This window comes from Salinibacterium sp. M195 (genome assembly GCF_019443965.1).
Classification (GTDB): domain Bacteria; phylum Actinomycetota; class Actinomycetes; order Actinomycetales; family Microbacteriaceae; genus Rhodoglobus.
The window spans coordinates 496,331-512,572 of the sequence record NZ_CP040814.1 but is presented as its reverse complement, the minus strand read 5'-3'; the positions used below and the strand labels follow the sequence as shown (position 1 = coordinate 512,572).

The window sequence follows — 16,242 nt, the reverse complement described above, 5'->3', positions numbered from 1 at the left end:
ATCTCTGGACCACTGCTGTTGAGGAGCCGAAATTGCGACACAATGAAGCATGACCTTCGAGCGAGCTTTCTTCGACTCGACAGCATTCACCATCTGTTTCGTCTGCACGGGCAACATCTGCCGGTCTCCGATGGCCGAAGCAGTGTTCACGAAACTCATAGCGAGAGCCGGTCTCGAAGGCCGGATCGCAGTAACTTCGGCAGGAACGGGTGACTGGCACGTCGGCGAGGCTGCCGATGACCGCACCATTAATGCTCTCGCGGCACGCGGCTACAATGGTTCTGGGCATCGCGCCCGCCAGTTCGACCCCGAATGGTTTGACAAGTTCGACCTCATTGTCGCGTTCGATCGAGGACAGGAACGAATTCTGCGCACGTGGGCACCCAACGATCAAGACCGATCGAAAGTGCAGCCCATGTTGGGCTTTGACAGCGAACTCGCTCCTCTCATCGACGTTCCAGACCCTTACTATTCGGATGCCGCACTCTTCGATCATGTCCTCGGCATGATCGAGAAAGCCTGCGGTTCTCTATTTCGTCAGATCACGCCAGGCATAACAGCACCAACCTCCACCAACTAGGGAGCCCCATGAGCCCGTTGCCCGTTCAACCACTGAGCCCCCTCGATGGCCGCTACCGCCCCGCCGTTTCGGCACTGGGGGAGCACCTCTCCGAGGCAGGCCTCAACCGGGCCCGTGTGCACGTTGAAGTCGAATGGCTGATCTTCCTCACGAGCAAGAGCCTGTTTGGTTCGAGCCCGATGAGCGCCGACCAGGTCACTGCCCTGCGCGCCTTCGCTACCGATTTTGGCCAAGAGCAGATCGATGAACTCGCTCGCCTCGAAGCCACCACCCGCCACGACGTCAAGGCCGTGGAATACCTGGTGCGCGCCAAGCTCAACGAGCTGGGCCTCAACGCGATCGCTGAACTCACTCACTTCGCCGCCACGAGCGAAGACATCAACAACCTCTCCTACGCGCTCACCATTTCGGATGCCGTACGCGAAGTCTGGCTTCCCAAGTTCCGTACCGTGCTCGATGCGCTTCGCGCGCAGTCCGAGCTCATGCGCGACAACGCGATGCTCGCTCACACCCACGGTCAGCCGGCGACGCCGACCACCATGGGCAAGGAATTCGCGGTCTTCGTGTACCGCCTCGACCGCATCCTGACGCGCATCGAGGGCATCAGCTACCTCGGCAAGTTCAGCGGAGCCACCGGCACGTTCGCCGCTCACCTTGCTGCAGACCCTGAGCAGAACTGGCCAGCGCTGTCGAAGGAGTTCGTGGAGTCCCTCGGGCTCGACTGGAACCCGCTGACCACACAGATCGAATCGCACGACTGGCAAGTGGAGCTGTACCAAGCCACGAGTCACGCCAACCGCGTGCTACACAACCTCTGCACCGACGTGTGGTCGTACATTTCGATGGGCTACTTCCGCCAGATTCCGCAGGCGGGCGCAACCGGTTCGTCGACAATGCCGCACAAGATCAACCCGATCCGTTTCGAGAACGCTGAAGCCAACCTCGAGCTCTCGAGCGCTCTTCTCGAGTCGCTCGCTCAGACTCTTGTGACGTCACGACTTCAGCGCGACCTGACCGACTCCACCACCCAACGCAACGTGGGTGTCGCCTACGGTCACTCGCTTCTCGCTCTCGACAATATCGAGCGTGGCCTGAAGGAGATCGCCCTCAACCCCGTGGCTCTCGATGCTGATCTCGACAGCAACTGGGAGATCCTCGGCGAGGCCATCCAGACGGTCATTCGTGCCGAGGTCACTGCCGGTCGCAGCACCATCAGCGACCCGTATGCCATCCTCAAGGAGCTAACGCGCGGCAAGCGCATCAACGCCACCGACCTCAGCGAGTTCATCGCCGGGCTCGACATTGGAGCGGATGCGAAGGCACGCCTGCAGGTGCTCACCCCGGCAACCTATGTCGGCCTTGCCAGCTCGCTCGTCGATTACCTCGGCGACGCCAAGTAGCTCGCGCGCGGCAAGCATCCGCGTTCGTTCCACGGTAAGGAACGCGCGCTACAAGAAGTCCGGTCTCTTCTCGAGGCCGGACTTCTGCTTTTCCTGCCGCGTCCGCTCCACCGTCACTACCGCCACGGAAATTCAGGAGATCCTGCAATGTCCAGCGTTCTGGCGTCGATAACGAAGCAGTTTCTCGGCCGGGCCGCCCCCGCAATACAGAATCTCCTGAATTTCCGAGATGCCAGCCACTTCAACGCGACGAGAGGCCCCGCTCGTGACGACGCAGAGCGCTAGTAGTACACAGCGAGAGCGCCGTTCGGCCCATCGATGACCTGCACCGGCGTATCGAAGATCCGGGTGAGCACTGTGTCGGTCAAGATCTCAGCGGGCGTGCCGAATTCGGTGACTTGGCCATCCTTGACGGCGCAGATGTGGTCGGCGTAGTGGCCCGCAAAGTTGATGTCGTGGAGCACGATGATGATGGTGCGACCAAGTTCTCGGGCGGCGCGTTTCAGGTGGCGCATCATCTGAACCGAATGCTTCATGTCGAGGTTGTTGAGGGGCTCATCGAGAAGCACGTATTCGGTGTCTTGCGCGAGCACCATGGCAACGTAGGCACGTTGGCGCTGTCCGCCTGAGAGCTCATCGAGGTAGCGGTCTTGCAGGCCTTCAAGGTTCAGAAAATTGATGGAGTTGTTGATCGCCACCTCATCCGCTTCGGTCAGTCGACCTTGCGAGTAGGGGAAGCGACTGAACCCCACCAGCTGACGCACCGTGAGCCTGGCGATGAAATGGTTCTCTTGGCGCAAGATCGCAATGATCTTGGCGAGGTCTTTCGACTTAGTCTTCGCGACGTCGTAACCCGCGACTTCAATGTGGCCGGAGTCGATTCCGAGAAGCCGGCCAATCATGGTCAGCAGCGTCGACTTGCCAGCACCATTGGGGCCGACAAGAGCGGTGATGCCGCCCTCAGGGATCGTGAGGTCGACAGGCCCAATAGTGATGTCGTGGCCATAGCTTTTGCCCACATTGCTCAGGGTGATCACAGTCGTCCCTTTCTCAGAATGACGATGAGGAAGACGGTTCCTCCGACAAGTTCAACAATGATTGACACCACTCCCTGCGCGTAGAACAGGTTCTTCATCACGAAGTACGCTCCGCCCAAAACAACGAATCCTGCCAGAACGGCGATCGGGAAAATATGGCGATGGTCATAGGTGTCGGCGAATTGGTACGCGAGCGTCGCGACCAAGAACCCAAAGAACGTCATTGGGCCAACGAGCGACGTCGAGACAGCCATCAGAATCGACACGAAGAACAGCACGCGCATGATCTCGAAGCGGTAGCTGATTCCTAGGTTGGTGGCGGTGTCAGAACCCAGCGCGATGACATTGAGCCGCCGGCCCTGCGAGAGCAGAACGACTCCGGCGACAAGACACAGCACGAGTGAGATTGGCAGGTAGCTGGCATCCGCGTTGGAGATAGAACCAAACAGCCGGGCTGTCAGGATGTCGAACTCACTGGGCGTGAGCAGGCGCTGCATGAATGTCGACACTGCCCCCAAGCCGCCGCCGATGACTATGCCTACAAGCAGCATGATCTGCAGGTTGCCGTACTTTCCCGAAAGCAGCCAACCGTAGAGCAGCAGCGAGAGCCCGACCATCATTGCGATCTGAAGCAAGAACTGGGGGAGTCCCTGCAACGCAACGATTCCGCTGATGCCCAAGAAGTACACCGCTGAGGTCTGCACTGCCACATAAAGGGATTCGAAGCCCATGATGGATGGCGTGAGTATCCGGTTGTTAGTCACGGTCTGAAAACTCACCGTTGCAATCGCCTGACAGAAGGCGACAACCGCAATCACGATCACGTTGGTGGTGCGCAACTCAGCGATCAGCCAGAACCCTTCGGTGCCCACCGGCATCGGGTTGTTCCAAGCGAGCAAGCCGAAACCGATCGCGACAGCAAGCACACTAAGGAGGCTGAGGAGCAACCAGTAGCGTCGTCGAGCTCGTGCCGTGGGGAACGGCCCGGTCACGCCGGGTGCCCCGCTTGCAGCCGTGGCCACTCTGGCGGGCTTCGGCTTCTTGGGTGCCTTCGACAGCTTCGGCGCCTTCGTTCGCTTCTCGCCTTTCACGGGGCTCGACGCCGACGCGACCGCGACAACCGGTGACTCCTGAGCATCCACCGGGTTATGCACGACGGCGCTGCTTCAGTAAAAGGGCAATGAAAAAAATCGCGCCCACGATTCCCAAGATGAGCGAGACGGGAACTTCGAAAGGCATGATGATGGTGCGGCCGACGATGTCGCACACCGTCACGATCGCGATGCCGAGTAGGCATACCCAGGGGAGGTTGCTCCGCAGGTCGTCGCCGCGGAACATCGACACGATGTTGGGAACGATGAGACCCAGGAACGGCAGGTTGCCGACGACAACCGTCACCACTCCGGTCGAAACCGCGATGAGTGCGGTGCCAATCAGCAAGATCTGGTTGTAGTTCACTCCGACATTCGTCGCGATGTCTTGGCCCAGCCCGGCGACGGTGAGCCGATCGGCGAAGATGAAAATCACGATGACGACGAGCGCAACGATCCAGAGCGGCTCATATTGCCCTCGCATCACCGAGGTGAAGCTGCCGGCGAACCACACGGAGAGGCTCTGAAGCATGTCTGTCGAGAGCGCGATGTAGGTGGAGATCGCGCCGACGACCGAACCCAGCATGATGCCGACGATCGGCACAATCAGCGAGGAGCGCAGTGTGACGCGGCGCAAGAAGAGAAAGAACACCCCGGTGCCGATGAAGGCGGCGAGAACCGCGCCACCCATGCGGGCGAGGATGCTGGCCCCAGGAAAGAGGATCATGACGGTCAGCAGTCCTAGACCTGCCCACTCGGTGGTGCCCGTCGTTGTCGGTTCCACGAAGCGGTTCTGCGTCAGCAGCTGCATGACGAGCCCACTCATCGCCATCGCTGCGCCCGCGAGCACGAGGGCGATCGTTCGGGGAACGCGCGTGATGCCGAACATCCTCTGGCCGTCATCCGCACCAAAGATGTCGTAGACGCCGGTAAACAGCGACACGATCAGCAGGAGAGCAACACCCACCGTCGCTAGCAGGAGTTTCCAGTCGAAAAGGTGGGCTGTGTTGGTGGGCCGTCGTCGGGCCAGTGTTGACGTCATCCGTTAGTGAGGGTTTCTGATTGAAGGCCAGAGCCGTTCGGCGCCGAGGTTCGCCCCAGGGGGCTAGCGTCGGCGCCGAACGGCGTGAGTAGCTCTAGTTCTTAGCTTCTAGTGCGTCCGCGAGTGCATTAAAGAACTCGGTGTACGTCTGGATGCCTTCGTTTGTGTATGTGTCAGCAGGCATGTACACGAGATTGTCTTCTTGCACCGCGGTGACGCCAGAGAGAGCTTCGGAGTTCTCAAGGACTTCGCTGCCCTGCACGTAATTGGGGTCATCGGCGAGGATCGCTGCGTCACGGTCCATGACCAAGATCCAGTCGGGATTGGAGTTCGCGATTGCTTCGACAGAGATGTCATCGCCCTGGTGGTCTTCGCTGCTCTCCGCAACATCGAGTGCGGCGGTGAAGTCAAAGATGTCGAATACCGGGCCGAGCGTGCGACCGACGCTGGGAGCGGAGTAACCGATCTCTCCACCAGACGTGATGACGGCCATAACCGAGTCATCACCGTTGTAGGCAGCGTTCACGCGCTCAATTGCAGCGTCGAAGTCAGCGTTGATCTGTTCGGCTTCAGCCTGCTTGCCGAAGATCTCACCGAGAATCGTGGTCTGGCGCTTGAGCTCGTCATCAAAGGGCTCGCCCTCGCGAGGGTCGAGCGAGACAATTACGGCGTCGGGAACAAGCTTGGCGAAATCGTCGTAGTACTGCGTGAAGCGTTGACCATTGATAATGACGTCGGGCTGAACGGCTACGACAGACTCGAGATCAGGTTCGCTGTGGTTTCCCAAGTCGATGATTGAGTCGTCCTGAGTGTAGGAAATCGTGCTGGGCATCAGTGCCACGGCGGCGGCGCTCAGTTCGATATCCCACGAGGCCAATGTCTCAAAGGTGCGGTTGTCGGTGGCGACAACCGATGACAGCGGGGTGGTGATGGTGTGGGCGCCGTTATTGTCCTCGAATTGCACGGATGCTTGATCTCCGGCAGAATCTGCAGTTTCGGGGGTAGCGGTGCTGCAGGCGGCCAGGGCCAGCGCCAGCACTCCAACGAGCGCTCCGTGCCGAGTACGTGTGAATTTCATGATGTCCTTCGTCTATTCGGGTAACCGAAATTGGTTGGGCGTAAAAACGCAACACCCGCTGCAGCGAGTGTTGCTTAGGTTAGCCTAACCTTAATAAACGCTGAGCGTCAAAGGTAATGATGCTGATTCTTCGCCCTTTCAGCGCACGATGAATCTCGCGTCACTGAGCTGTTCCGTCAGAGAGCTGAGCACGAGGGAACAGAACATGAAGGGCGGCGTTTGCGCCGTGAAGACGCCGCGAACAGACAGGGGCTCTCGCGTTGACCCGCGTGGTCGTCCCAATCTAGAAGGTCCCGACAGCAACCTCAGGAGGGCAGCAACAGCGCCGGTGGGCTAGTGCGCTGCGTCGCGGTCTTGCTCGTCCATGTCGAGCAATTCGTCTTTGTCGGGACGCGTAGCGAGAACGAGCATGGCGATCACTACGAGGGAGACGATGAACGCAATGCCCGCAAAAATCAGGCCAAGCATCAGATCACGGGTCGACATGAAGACCACGAGTCCGGTGAATAATCCGAATACCGCGGAGAGTCCGAGTATTTCTGCGGGGCGCGTGCGGTCGCGCTTGTCTGGGGATGCCACTATTCCTCTTTCTCTTGCACTGCTACCGTGACAGCATCACGATCGGTTCTGCTCCACTTGAGCGAGAGTGCAGCTATCACGAGGTACACCCCAAGGATGGCCCAATAGGCTCCGAGAAGTCCGACGACAACAACGGATGCCGTGAGTTCGCGGTCGATGCCGTCTGGCCCCGTGAATTGTTGGCTGAATCCTGGCGGAACGAGCAACACGACTAGCGCGAGAAGAGCGGTGAGCGCCCCGGCGAAGACCCAGTCTCGCGAGAGCGCGTCTCGGCCGCGGCTGCGCAGACCCAAGTAGAGTTCGATAAATCCGGTGATCGCGGCAAAGGCCGTGAGGAGAAAGACGAAGTAGGCCTGTCCGCCGCTCGTCGCAACGAACGCCGCGATCGCGGTGGCGAGAGTGACGCCGCCCTGCGTGATCGTCAGGTTGCGCGCGACTCCGCGATGGGGTGACAGCACACTGGCGGTCATGATCACCGCACCGGCAACGAGGGTGAAACTCGCCAGGGTCACGAGCCCCAGTCGTGCGGAGTGGTCAGCCGAGAACGTGATTACAGCGGCGAGAGCGAGCGCCGGGATCGCTCGGGCGAGCGGCACGTACCACGCAGTGGATGCCGGCAGCGGCTCAGCGTGAGCACTAGTCAAGCGATCGCCTTCTTTCTGAACGAGCGGATGCTGCCATTCTACGCCGCTTGTCGCCGGCACATTTCGGAGTCGCGTGATCTCACGAGCGCATTCTCTTTGCCCCGCAGAGCAAGCCCTGCCCCGCGACTCACTCTGGGGCCAGAGGGAGTGCCGCTAAGAGCCCGGCGGCAGGTCGACGAAGCGCGAGAAGTGGCCGTGGAAGCCCACGGTGACGGTGCGAGTCGGTCCGTTACGGTGCTTGGCGATGATGAGGTCTGCTTCACCAGCGCGGGGGCTGTCTGCTTCGTACGCGCTCTCGCGGTGCAGCAGAATAACCATGTCGGCGTCTTGCTCGAGCGATCCCGATTCACGGAGGTCGGAGAGTGCGGGCTTCTTGTCTGCTCGCTGCTCGGGTCCACGGTTCAGCTGGGAGATAGCGATCACGGGAACTTCAAGCTCCTTCGCGAGCAATTTGAGCGCACGCGAGAACTCACTGACCTCTTGCTGACGCGATTCAACTTTTTTACCACTGGTCATGAGCTGCAGGTAGTCGATGATGACCATGCGCAGGCCGACTTTTTGTTTCAAGCGGCGACACTTAGCGCGAATTTCCACCAGGGTCATGTTGGGGCTGTCATCGATGTAGAGCGGCGCATCATTGATGCGGCCACGGGTCTGCGCGATCGTGGTCCAGTCGTTGGCGTGAACCGATCCCTTACGCATGTGTTGAAGCGGCACGCTGGCTTCTGCCGACAGCAGTCGCATGGCGATCTCACTGCGCCCCATTTCGAGCGAGAACACGATTGACGGCAAATCATGGTGAATGGATGCTGCGCGAGCGAAGTCCAAACCGAGCGTTGACTTACCAATAGCGGGTCGCGCGGCCAAAATGATCAGCTGACCGGGGTGTAGTCCGTTGGTGAGTTCATCGAGCTCAGCGAAGCCGGTGGGAACACCGATCATCTGCCCGTCGCGACCGCGAGCTGCCTCGATCTCATCGATTGCGCTCTCGACTGCGGTCGTGAGGGGCACGTAGTCTTCGGTCTCGACGCCTCCGGTTACGGAGTAGATCTCGGCTTGGGCATTGTTGACGAGGTCGAGTACTTCGCCCTCGCTGGCGTAACCCATCTGCACGATTCGAGTTCCTGCTTCAACGAGACGGCGAAGTACTGCCTTCTCGGTGACGATGTTGGCGTAAAACCCGGCGTTAGCAGCGGTCGGAACGATGCCGGTCAGCGTGTGAAGGTATTCGATACCGCCAGCTCGTGACAGTTCACCTGTTTTGGTGAGTTCGTCGGTGACGGCGATCACGTCGGTCGGTTCACCGTGCGAGTAGAGGGTGAGGACGGCGTTAAAGATTGTCTCGTGCTTGGGAACGTAGAAGTCCCCGCCGCGTACGGTTTCGATGACGTCGGCTACGGCGTCTTTGCTCAGCAGCATTCCGCCGATTGCGCTCTGCTCAGCAAGCAGGTCGTGAGGAGGGACACGGTCGCCGCGTGAACTGCCTCGGGATTCTCCTGATTGACGTTCGTCGCCCGCGAGACCCAGGTGCGCTATCGACATAGTTCTTCTCCTTGTGGGGATGCCTTAGTTATACGTGCAACCCCCGACACTCGGGCAGGTTCAGCCGCGAGACCCACTTCTCGGCTGCTTCACAATACGAACCGTAATCAACTACCCACAACTGGGGTTGTGGATAGGGCTGTGCAAAACTCCGACGAAACGCCGGAACTGTTGTGAGCAACCTGTGGAAACAACTGTGGAAACTATGATCAGAATCGCCCAAAAACACCGCTTGACCTGCACTTTTAGAATCCACACACAGTGTGTAGAAACATGTCTAAAGTGGAGATTGAGGGTTCCGTATTTTTCGTAATCCTGTGCACAAAACCCTTGACAAGTGGGCTTAAAGCACAAAGACGACGAGCCGAATGGCCCGTCGTCTTTGTGTTAATTCAGTTACTTGCCTGCAACAACCTGAAGGGTAATCGTCGCAATGATGTCGTCACGCAGACGAATCGTTGCTTCGTGGTCGCCAACAACCTTGATGGGGCTCGTGATCTCGATCTTGCGCTTGTCGATGTCGCCAAGTCCAGCAGCGATGACAGCTTCTGCCACGTGCGAGGGCTTAACTGAACCGAACAGACGTCCACCCTGACCAGCGGTCACGGTGAGCTTGACCTTGGTCGCTTGGAGGCGAGCCTTGAGGTCCTGTGCTTCTTCGAGAGTGGCGTGCTCGCGCGAAACGCGTGCTGCCTTGATTGACTCGACCTGCTTTTCGCCACCGCGAGTCCACGCCACGGCAAAGCCCTGGGGGATGAGGTAGTTACGAGCGAAGCCGTTCTTGACGTCGACGACGTCCCCAGGAGTGCCGAGACCGGTCACTTCGTGAGTGAGGATGAGCTTTGACATGTCGGTGGCTCCTTAACGGCCTGCGCCGGCGTAGGGCAGCAATGCCATCTCACGGGCGTTCTTGACGGCCGTGGCGATGAGACGCTGCTCCTGAACGGAAACACCGGTGATACGACGGGCGCGGATCTTTCCACGCTCGGAGATGAACTTGCGAAGCGTAGCGACATCCTTGTAGTCGATAACGCCTACGCGAATCGACTTAGCCGGTGCGGCGTTCTTGCCGTCCTTGCCTTTGCGGATGGGCTTGCGGCGGTCGCCGCTGCTCTTTCCTGCCATGAGTGTTACTTCTTTCTGTAATTAAAAGCTGAGCGTCGAGTGCCTAGAAAGGCGTCTCGTCGGAGTAGTTGCCTGGAGTGTTCCATACGTCACCTGATGCTGCGGGAGCACTTGCGGCCCACGGCTCGTCTTTCGACTGGCCGCCGCCTTGCTGTGCGCCACCGCTTTGCTGAGCTGCACGAGGAGCTGAGCTATCACGGGGTGCGCGGGTGATCTGCGCCGTTGCATAACGGAGGCTGGGGCCGACTTCGTCGACTTCCAGCTCCATGCTCGTGCGCTTTTCGCCCTCTTTGGTTTCGTAGGAGCGCTGACGAAGGCGGCCCTGCGCGATAACGCGGCTGCCCTTAGTCAGGGTTCCAGCAACGTGCTCAGCGAATTCACGCCAGCACGAAGCGCGGAGAAAGAGTGCTTCTCCGTCTTTCCACTCGTTCGATGCTCGATCGAAGGTGCGCGGCGTTGAGGCAATGGTGAAGTTAGCTACAGCAAGCCCACCCTGCGTGTAACGCAGTTCTGGATCTGCCGTGAGGTTACCCACGACCGTAATGACTGTCTCGCCGGCCACGACTACTCTGCTTCCGCTTCAGCCTTGGCTGCTTCGACAGGAGCCTCGGTTGCGGCGGCAGGAGCCTTCACTTCTTCGGCCGGAGCCTTAGCAGCGGGGGCAGGAGCCTTGGTTGCAGCAGGAGCCTTAGCAGCGACAGGAGTCTTTGCTGGAGCAGCAGCCTTGCGGGCAGCCTTCTCTTCAGCAATCTTCTTGGCGGCAGCTACCTGCGCGAACCCAGCTTCTGCACGCAGCACCTTGGTGCGCATGACAGCTTCGCTGAGTGAGAGTTGGCGGTCGAGCTCGTCTGTTGACTTGCTCTCTGCGGTGAAGTTGACGACGGCGTAGATGCCTTCGGTCTTCTTGTTGATCTCGTAGGCCAAACGACGGCGACCCCAAATATCGATGTTATCGATGGTGCCACCGTCATTGCGGATGACATTGAGGAACTTGTCGAGACTGGGAGCCACGGTGCGTTCGTCGATCTCTGGATCGAGGATGACCATGAGTTCGTACTGATGCGTCACAAACCCACCTCCTTCGGACTTAAACGGTTACAGACGGTCTGTAACAGGAGGGTGTTGACGTTCGTCGTTCCGCCTAAAGGCAGTCAGACAACCTGCCCAGTGTAGTTGCTTCAGGGGGCAATACTCAAGGCGGAGATGAAGGTTGCGGTTAAGAGCGCGCAGACCACCACGCGCGCAGTCGCACTTCTGCTTCGTCTTCCCCAAGTGGGCCTTCGTCGAGACGAAGCTCGAGGAGGAATGTGTAGGCCTCACCAACCTCGCGGCTGGGCGTGAGGCCGAGAATCGCCATGATCTGCTCGCCGTCGAGATCGGGACGAACTGCAGCGATCCCTTCAGCTTCTGCAATCTCCGCTATCCGATCTTCAAGATCGTCGTAGGCAAAGGCCAACCGGTCGGCCTTGCGCACGTTGCGGGTGGTGACATCAGCACGAGTAATGATGTGCAGGCGCTCGAGCTGGTCGCCGGCATCCCGAACGTAACGTCGAACAGCAGAATCAGTCCAGGCGCCCTCGGTATAGCCAAAGAAACGCAAATGTAGTTCGACAAGACGAGCAACAGAGGTGATCGTTTCTTTATCGAAACGGAGGGCGCGCAAGCGCTTGGTCACGAGTTTTGCGCCGACAACGTCATGGTGGTGGAAGGTAACAACACCGCCACGCTCAATCTTGCGTGTCGACGGTTTTCCAATGTCGTGCAGCAACGCCGCCAGCCGCAGGATCAGGTCAGGACCCTCAAGGCCAGAACGGCTCTTCTCCAAATCAATGGCTTGACGCAGCACCGTGAGCGAATGCTCGTACACATCCTTATGGTGCGCATGCTCATCCATTTCAAGCTTCAACGCCGGAACTTCTGGCAGAACCTGCTGAGCAATTCCCGTTTCGACCAACAATCGGATGCCCGGAACTGGGTCATCCGTCTTCAAGAGTTTGGTGAGCTCATCGCTCACCCTCTCAACACTGATGATCTCGATGCGCGGGGCAAGCTCCGTCATGGCGCGGACCGTATCGGGGGAGACGGTGAACCCGAGCTGTGACGTGAAACGTGCCGCTCGCATCATCCGCAATGGATCATCTCCGAACGACACCTCGGGCGAACCAGGAGTCGAGAGTGTTCTCGTGAGCAAGTGTTCAACGCCACCCCAAGGGTCAACAAGAACACGCTCCGGCAATCGGAGCGCCATCGCATTGACGCTGAAATCGCGACGCTCAAGATCTTTTTCTAGCGAATCACCAAACGCGACGACAGGCTTCCGCGTTGCGCCGTCATAGCTATCGGCGCGATACGTGGTGATCTCGACCGTCTGCCCGTCAATGCGTGCCGCGATGGTGCCAAAGTCTCGCCCGATATCCCACTGCGCATCAGAGATCGGCTTCACGAGCCGCATGATGTCGTCTGGGTTTGCGTTGGTCGCGAAATCAAGGTCGCTCACCGTGCGCCCCAAGAACGCGTCGCGCACCGGACCCCCGACAAGCGCGAGTTCGAATCCTTCAGCACTGAAGCGCGCGGCTAAGGTGGCTACGGGTTTAGAGTCGGCAAGCTTTCCCAGACTCTCAATTGCATCGGCGACACTCTCCATGATGCGACTAGTTTCGCACGACCGCTGACCGCAGTTTTCCCGATTCGCCACTACTCACCCACGATTCAGACAAGGCAGAATAAACTCACATGATGCTGGCCGAGCGAGAGTACGGGGTAAATCCTTGCCTATGAGACTCTTTCCTGCCGCCGTCGCGCTCGGGCTTGGGCTCAGCCTCGCCGCAAGCGGAGCCAGTGCAACTCCCGAAGTCCCCAGTCTTCCTGCGTTAACGACAGCATCCGTCGCCACCCAGGTTTCCGTAGTTGCCCCCCTCGCGGTCCCCACCGGCAGTGGGGGACTCCTCAACTCCGCGACCCTTGCGGAATACACGGCGCCCTTGGGGCTACTCACTCGCCAGTTGGATGCGGTAGCGGGAAAAGATATAGCGGTCGCTGTCGATCCGATGATTTTGGCTTCGATTCGCGTGCTGGGAACCAGCGCCCCAGAAACGGCGCGCGATTGGTTGGAGCGGTTCTCGGGCATTAGCAATGAGGTTGTCCCGCTGCCCTATGCCAACGCGGATGTCACTCTTGCTACCCAGTCCGGTCAGGCCGTGACGCTTGAACCTCTCTCCTTCGATTTTGCAGTCGACGCCGCTAATTTCGCGGCAACGGGTTCGCCCGAACCAACCGCAAGTCCAGATCCGATGGATGTCGGTGCCGATACCGTGCCGATGTACCCCACGACAGCGGACCTTCTGTCGTGGGACTATGCGATCGAGGGATTTCTCCACCCCCGATCCGACACTGTCGTCGCCAGTGATCTACCGGTGTTCCTCAACAGTGGATACAGCACCGTCCTGCTGTCGTCGGCGAATGTTTCACGGGAAACGGGGGCGGGTTCGGTAACCACCATCGATGGTGTTCGTGTGCTGGTTTCGGATTCGACAGCGTCTGCCGCCATGGACGATGCCCTCGGCTCCACTATTGATCGCGACGTTAGCGACGCTGAGTTTGCCCTCAGCGAGACCGTACTCAGCGCCGGCTCCGCTCAGACCGCTGGCACCGCATCCGTGCTGATCACCATCGATCACTCCCTCGAGCTGAGCGCTGCACGCTTGGATGCCGCACTCGCCAGCTTGACGGCAAGCTCCTCGATCACCATGGTGCCGCTCTCTCAACTCGCCGCCGGCGCCGCCAGCACGGCGTCGATCAATGACGTTCCGCAGACTGAACCGCGCCTTGCTGATTTCGCCAGAATGGCTTCTGCCGCGCAGGCGGAAAGTAGCTTCTTTTCGATCGCCGCAGACCCAGAAGCCCTCGTCGCCGAGCGCCGTCTAGCGCTCCTCGACGTCGCGGGAACTGCCCCTACTGTGGACTTCGAGGACTGGGTCACCGCCGTAAACGGATTCTTGACGGCATCACAAGACCTGCGCAGCGCAGTGACCGTCGTCGAATCCAGCAACTTCCTTCTCCTCGCCGACAACAACACTTTCTTGCCGGTTTCTGTGAGCAACAACCTCGATCAGGCCGTCACCGTGTTCATCACGGTGAGACCGCGAACAGCCCTTCTAGCGGTGGGGGACAGCCGTGTCGAGCTCCACGTTGAAGCGAACTCTCAAGCCAAGGGCGACATCCCGGTTCAGTCGCTATCGAACGGTGTTGTCGATGTCGAGATCAGCCTGACCAGCGGCACCGGGCTCGTGATTGGCTCGACCACGGTCTCCGAAATCAACGTGCAAGCTGGTTGGGAAACTCCGATTGTGCTCGGCTTGGCCGCGTTCGTCGTCGCTGTCTTCGGCGTAGGAGTCGTTCGCAGTATTACTCGTCGCCGAAAGCCCGTCGATGACTGACCGCTATGGATCACCGCTTGAGCCAGAACCCGGTGTTCCTGAAGCCTCCGTTAGCCTTCCCCCTCAGACAGCGTCGACGATCGGTCGAGCTAGCGCCCTATTGGCGTCGGGAACGTTTGTCTCACGCATACTGGGCTTTCTGAGCGCAATTCTGCTCGCTCAAACCCTCGGCGTCATTGGCACCGGTGCAGACGCGTACGCCATCGCCAATCAGCTACCCAAGAGTGTTTACGCGATTGTGGCCGGTGGAATGCTCAGCGCGGTCATCGTGCCTCAGATCGTTCGCGCTGCCGTGCATAAAGACGGCGGCCAAAAGTTCATCAATCGCCTTGTCACTCTCGGCATTGTGATATTTGTTGCCGTGACTGTCGCGGCGACTCTCAGTGCGCCTCTCCTAGTCGACCTCTACACGCAGACGACGGCGAAGTTCGGACCCGACGAGGTCGCCCTAGCAACAGCGTTCGCGTATTGGTGCCTACCTCAAATCCTGTTCTACGCGCTGTACTCGCTTCTCGGCGAGGTGTTGAACGCTCGAGGCAAGTTCGGACCATTTACGTGGGCTCCTGTCGCCAACAACGTGGTCATGGTCACCGGCTTGATCGTCTTCCAGTCCATCTTTGGTAGCGCCGACGGTCTGCCGTCCACAGCGTGGAATCCAGAAATGATTGCTGTGCTCGCAGGCAGTGCCACTCTCGGCATCGTCGTGCAGGCAACCCTGCTTGGCTATTTCTGGCACCGGGCGGGCCTCCGCTACCGTCCCGAGTTCCAATGGCGCGGTGTTGGCCTCGGCAACGCCGGCAAAGCTGCTGCGTGGACCTTCGGCATGATCTTGGTCACCCAAATCGGCGCCGTGGTCGAAACCAACGTAGCCTCGCAGGCTTCGGGCAGCCCCTCGGTCTTCGCTATGGGCACCGCGTGGCTGATCTTCATGCTTCCGCACTCCGTGATCGCCGTGTCTATCGGCATGGCCTATTTCACCCGGATGAGCGGCCACGCAAGAGACAAAGACCTTGTGTCTATGCGCACCGACGTTTCGGGCGCGCTGCGCTCCATCCTGATGTTGCTGGTGTTCGCCGCGATCGGCCTCATCGTCGTTGCCTTCCCGTTCAGCGCCCTCTTCGCCAACGACCACGAACAAGTTGTGTCGCTCGCCGGTGTGCTCATGATCTACCTGATCGGGCTCGTGCCGTTCAGCATGATGTACGTGCTTCAGCGCGTGTTCTATTCGTTTGAAGACACCCGCACTCCATTCTTCCTGCAGAGCTTCCAAGTGGTTCTCTACATTTGCGGTGCTCTGGTCGTCTCCACGCTCCCCGTGGAGCGAATTGCGATGGGCCTTGCGACCGCGATTACGATCTCCGGAACGATCCAGACCACAGTGGCGCTCTTCGTGATCCGCAAACGCGTCCCTGGCTTCGAGCTGCTTCCGCTGCTGCGCCGCATCCTGTGGTTTGCTGCAGCCATGATTCCGGCGGCCGGAGTCGGCTACGGCATCCTGGTGCTGCTGGGCGGATTCGGTGAGGGCTCGTTCGTCGTCTCCGGCTTCGCAGGCGGCTTTGCTTCCATCGCCATCACGGGTACAGCAATGCTCGCCGTATATTCCGCGGTGCTCGCTCTCACGAAGAACGATGAGTTCTTCGCCTTCGTGCGCCCGATCATGGCGCGACTCACTCGACGCTAAATAGCGG

General features: G+C 59.5%; 15 protein-coding genes and 1 pseudogene. 4 read left to right on the top strand and 12 right to left on the bottom strand.

All coding sequences use genetic code 11. The features are described from left to right. Window positions 1–49 precede the first annotated feature (49 nt). Together FFT87_RS02475 and purB are read left to right on the top strand one after the other, a co-directional pair. Entirely contained in the window at window positions 50–580 is a 531-nt protein-coding gene (locus FFT87_RS02475; protein ID WP_219949798.1) for a low molecular weight protein-tyrosine-phosphatase, read from the top strand. A gap of 8 nt (window positions 581–588) precedes the next feature. Then, complete coding sequence (purB, locus tag FFT87_RS02470; protein ID WP_219949797.1) at window positions 589–1,980, top strand: adenylosuccinate lyase; 1,392 nt, start codon at window positions 589–591, stop codon at window positions 1,978–1,980. Between the two features lie 281 nt (window positions 1,981–2,261). On the opposite strand, the gene FFT87_RS02465 is transcribed toward purB, so the two are convergent. The 12 genes and pseudogenes from FFT87_RS02465 to FFT87_RS02410 form a co-directional block, all read right to left on the bottom strand. Beyond that, window positions 2,262–3,017 carry an ABC transporter ATP-binding protein gene (locus FFT87_RS02465; protein WP_219949796.1) on the bottom strand — a complete coding sequence of 252 codons (756 nt, stop codon included), beginning with the start codon at window positions 3,015–3,017 and terminating at the stop codon, window positions 2,262–2,264. After that, window positions 3,014–4,039 carry an iron chelate uptake ABC transporter family permease subunit gene (locus FFT87_RS02460; protein WP_255560115.1) on the bottom strand — a complete coding sequence of 342 codons (1,026 nt, stop codon included), beginning with the start codon at window positions 4,037–4,039 and terminating at the stop codon, window positions 3,014–3,016. The genes FFT87_RS02465 and FFT87_RS02460 overlap by 4 nt, the downstream gene beginning before the upstream one ends. A 124-nt stretch (window positions 4,040–4,163) precedes the next feature. Further along, on the bottom strand, window positions 4,164–5,150 hold the full coding sequence (locus tag FFT87_RS02455; protein ID WP_219949795.1) for an ABC transporter permease: 987 nt from the start codon (window positions 5,148–5,150) through the stop codon (window positions 4,164–4,166). Window positions 5,151–5,244: 94 nt separating this feature from the next. After that, entirely contained in the window at window positions 5,245–6,228 is a 984-nt protein-coding gene (locus FFT87_RS02450; RefSeq protein WP_219949794.1) for a siderophore ABC transporter substrate-binding protein, read from the bottom strand. Window positions 6,229–6,561: 333 nt separating this feature from the next. Further along, complete coding sequence (locus FFT87_RS02445; protein WP_219949793.1) at window positions 6,562–6,807, bottom strand: hypothetical protein; 246 nt, start codon at window positions 6,805–6,807, stop codon at window positions 6,562–6,564. Then, the gene (locus tag FFT87_RS02440) at window positions 6,807–7,451 is read right to left on the bottom strand and encodes a hypothetical protein (RefSeq protein WP_219949792.1); all 645 of its coding nucleotides are present in this window, start codon (window positions 7,449–7,451) and stop codon (window positions 6,807–6,809) included. The genes FFT87_RS02445 and FFT87_RS02440 overlap by 1 nt, the downstream gene beginning before the upstream one ends. A 153-nt stretch (window positions 7,452–7,604) precedes the next feature. Continuing rightward, window positions 7,605–8,993 (bottom strand): replicative DNA helicase, encoded by a 1,389-nt coding sequence (dnaB, locus tag FFT87_RS02435; RefSeq protein ID WP_219949791.1) that lies wholly within the window; start codon window positions 8,991–8,993, stop codon window positions 7,605–7,607. Window positions 8,994–9,389: 396 nt separating this feature from the next. After that, window positions 9,390–9,842 (bottom strand): 50S ribosomal protein L9, encoded by a 453-nt coding sequence (gene rplI, locus FFT87_RS02430; protein ID WP_219949790.1) that lies wholly within the window; start codon window positions 9,840–9,842, stop codon window positions 9,390–9,392. Between the two features lie 12 nt (window positions 9,843–9,854). Continuing rightward, window positions 9,855–10,118, bottom strand: a complete 264-nt coding sequence (gene rpsR, locus FFT87_RS02425; protein ID WP_009773575.1) for a 30S ribosomal protein S18 — start codon at window positions 10,116–10,118, stop codon at window positions 9,855–9,857. A 43-nt stretch (window positions 10,119–10,161) separates the two neighbouring features. Next, a complete protein-coding gene (locus FFT87_RS02420; RefSeq protein ID WP_219949789.1) occupies window positions 10,162–10,680 on the bottom strand; it encodes a single-stranded DNA-binding protein in 519 nt (172 codons plus the stop codon). A 143-nt stretch (window positions 10,681–10,823) separates the two neighbouring features. After that, window positions 10,824–11,165: pseudogene (gene rpsF / locus FFT87_RS02415) on the bottom strand (30S ribosomal protein S6); the annotation flags it as partial. Between the two features lie 169 nt (window positions 11,166–11,334). Next, on the bottom strand, window positions 11,335–12,762 hold the full coding sequence (locus FFT87_RS02410) for a CCA tRNA nucleotidyltransferase (RefSeq protein WP_219949787.1): 1,428 nt from the start codon (window positions 12,760–12,762) through the stop codon (window positions 11,335–11,337). 130 nt (window positions 12,763–12,892) lie between these two features. On the opposite strand from FFT87_RS02410, the gene FFT87_RS02405 reads away from it, so the two are divergent. Together FFT87_RS02405 and murJ are read left to right on the top strand one after the other, a co-directional pair. After that, window positions 12,893–14,554: a DUF6049 family protein gene (locus FFT87_RS02405; RefSeq protein ID WP_219949786.1), complete on the top strand. Its 1,662-nt coding sequence runs from the start codon at window positions 12,893–12,895 to the stop codon at window positions 14,552–14,554. After that, window positions 14,547–16,235 carry a murein biosynthesis integral membrane protein MurJ gene (gene murJ, locus FFT87_RS02400; protein WP_219949785.1) on the top strand — a complete coding sequence of 563 codons (1,689 nt, stop codon included), beginning with the start codon at window positions 14,547–14,549 and terminating at the stop codon, window positions 16,233–16,235. Before FFT87_RS02405 ends, murJ begins: the two co-directional genes overlap by 8 nt. Window positions 16,236–16,242 lie beyond the last annotated feature (7 nt).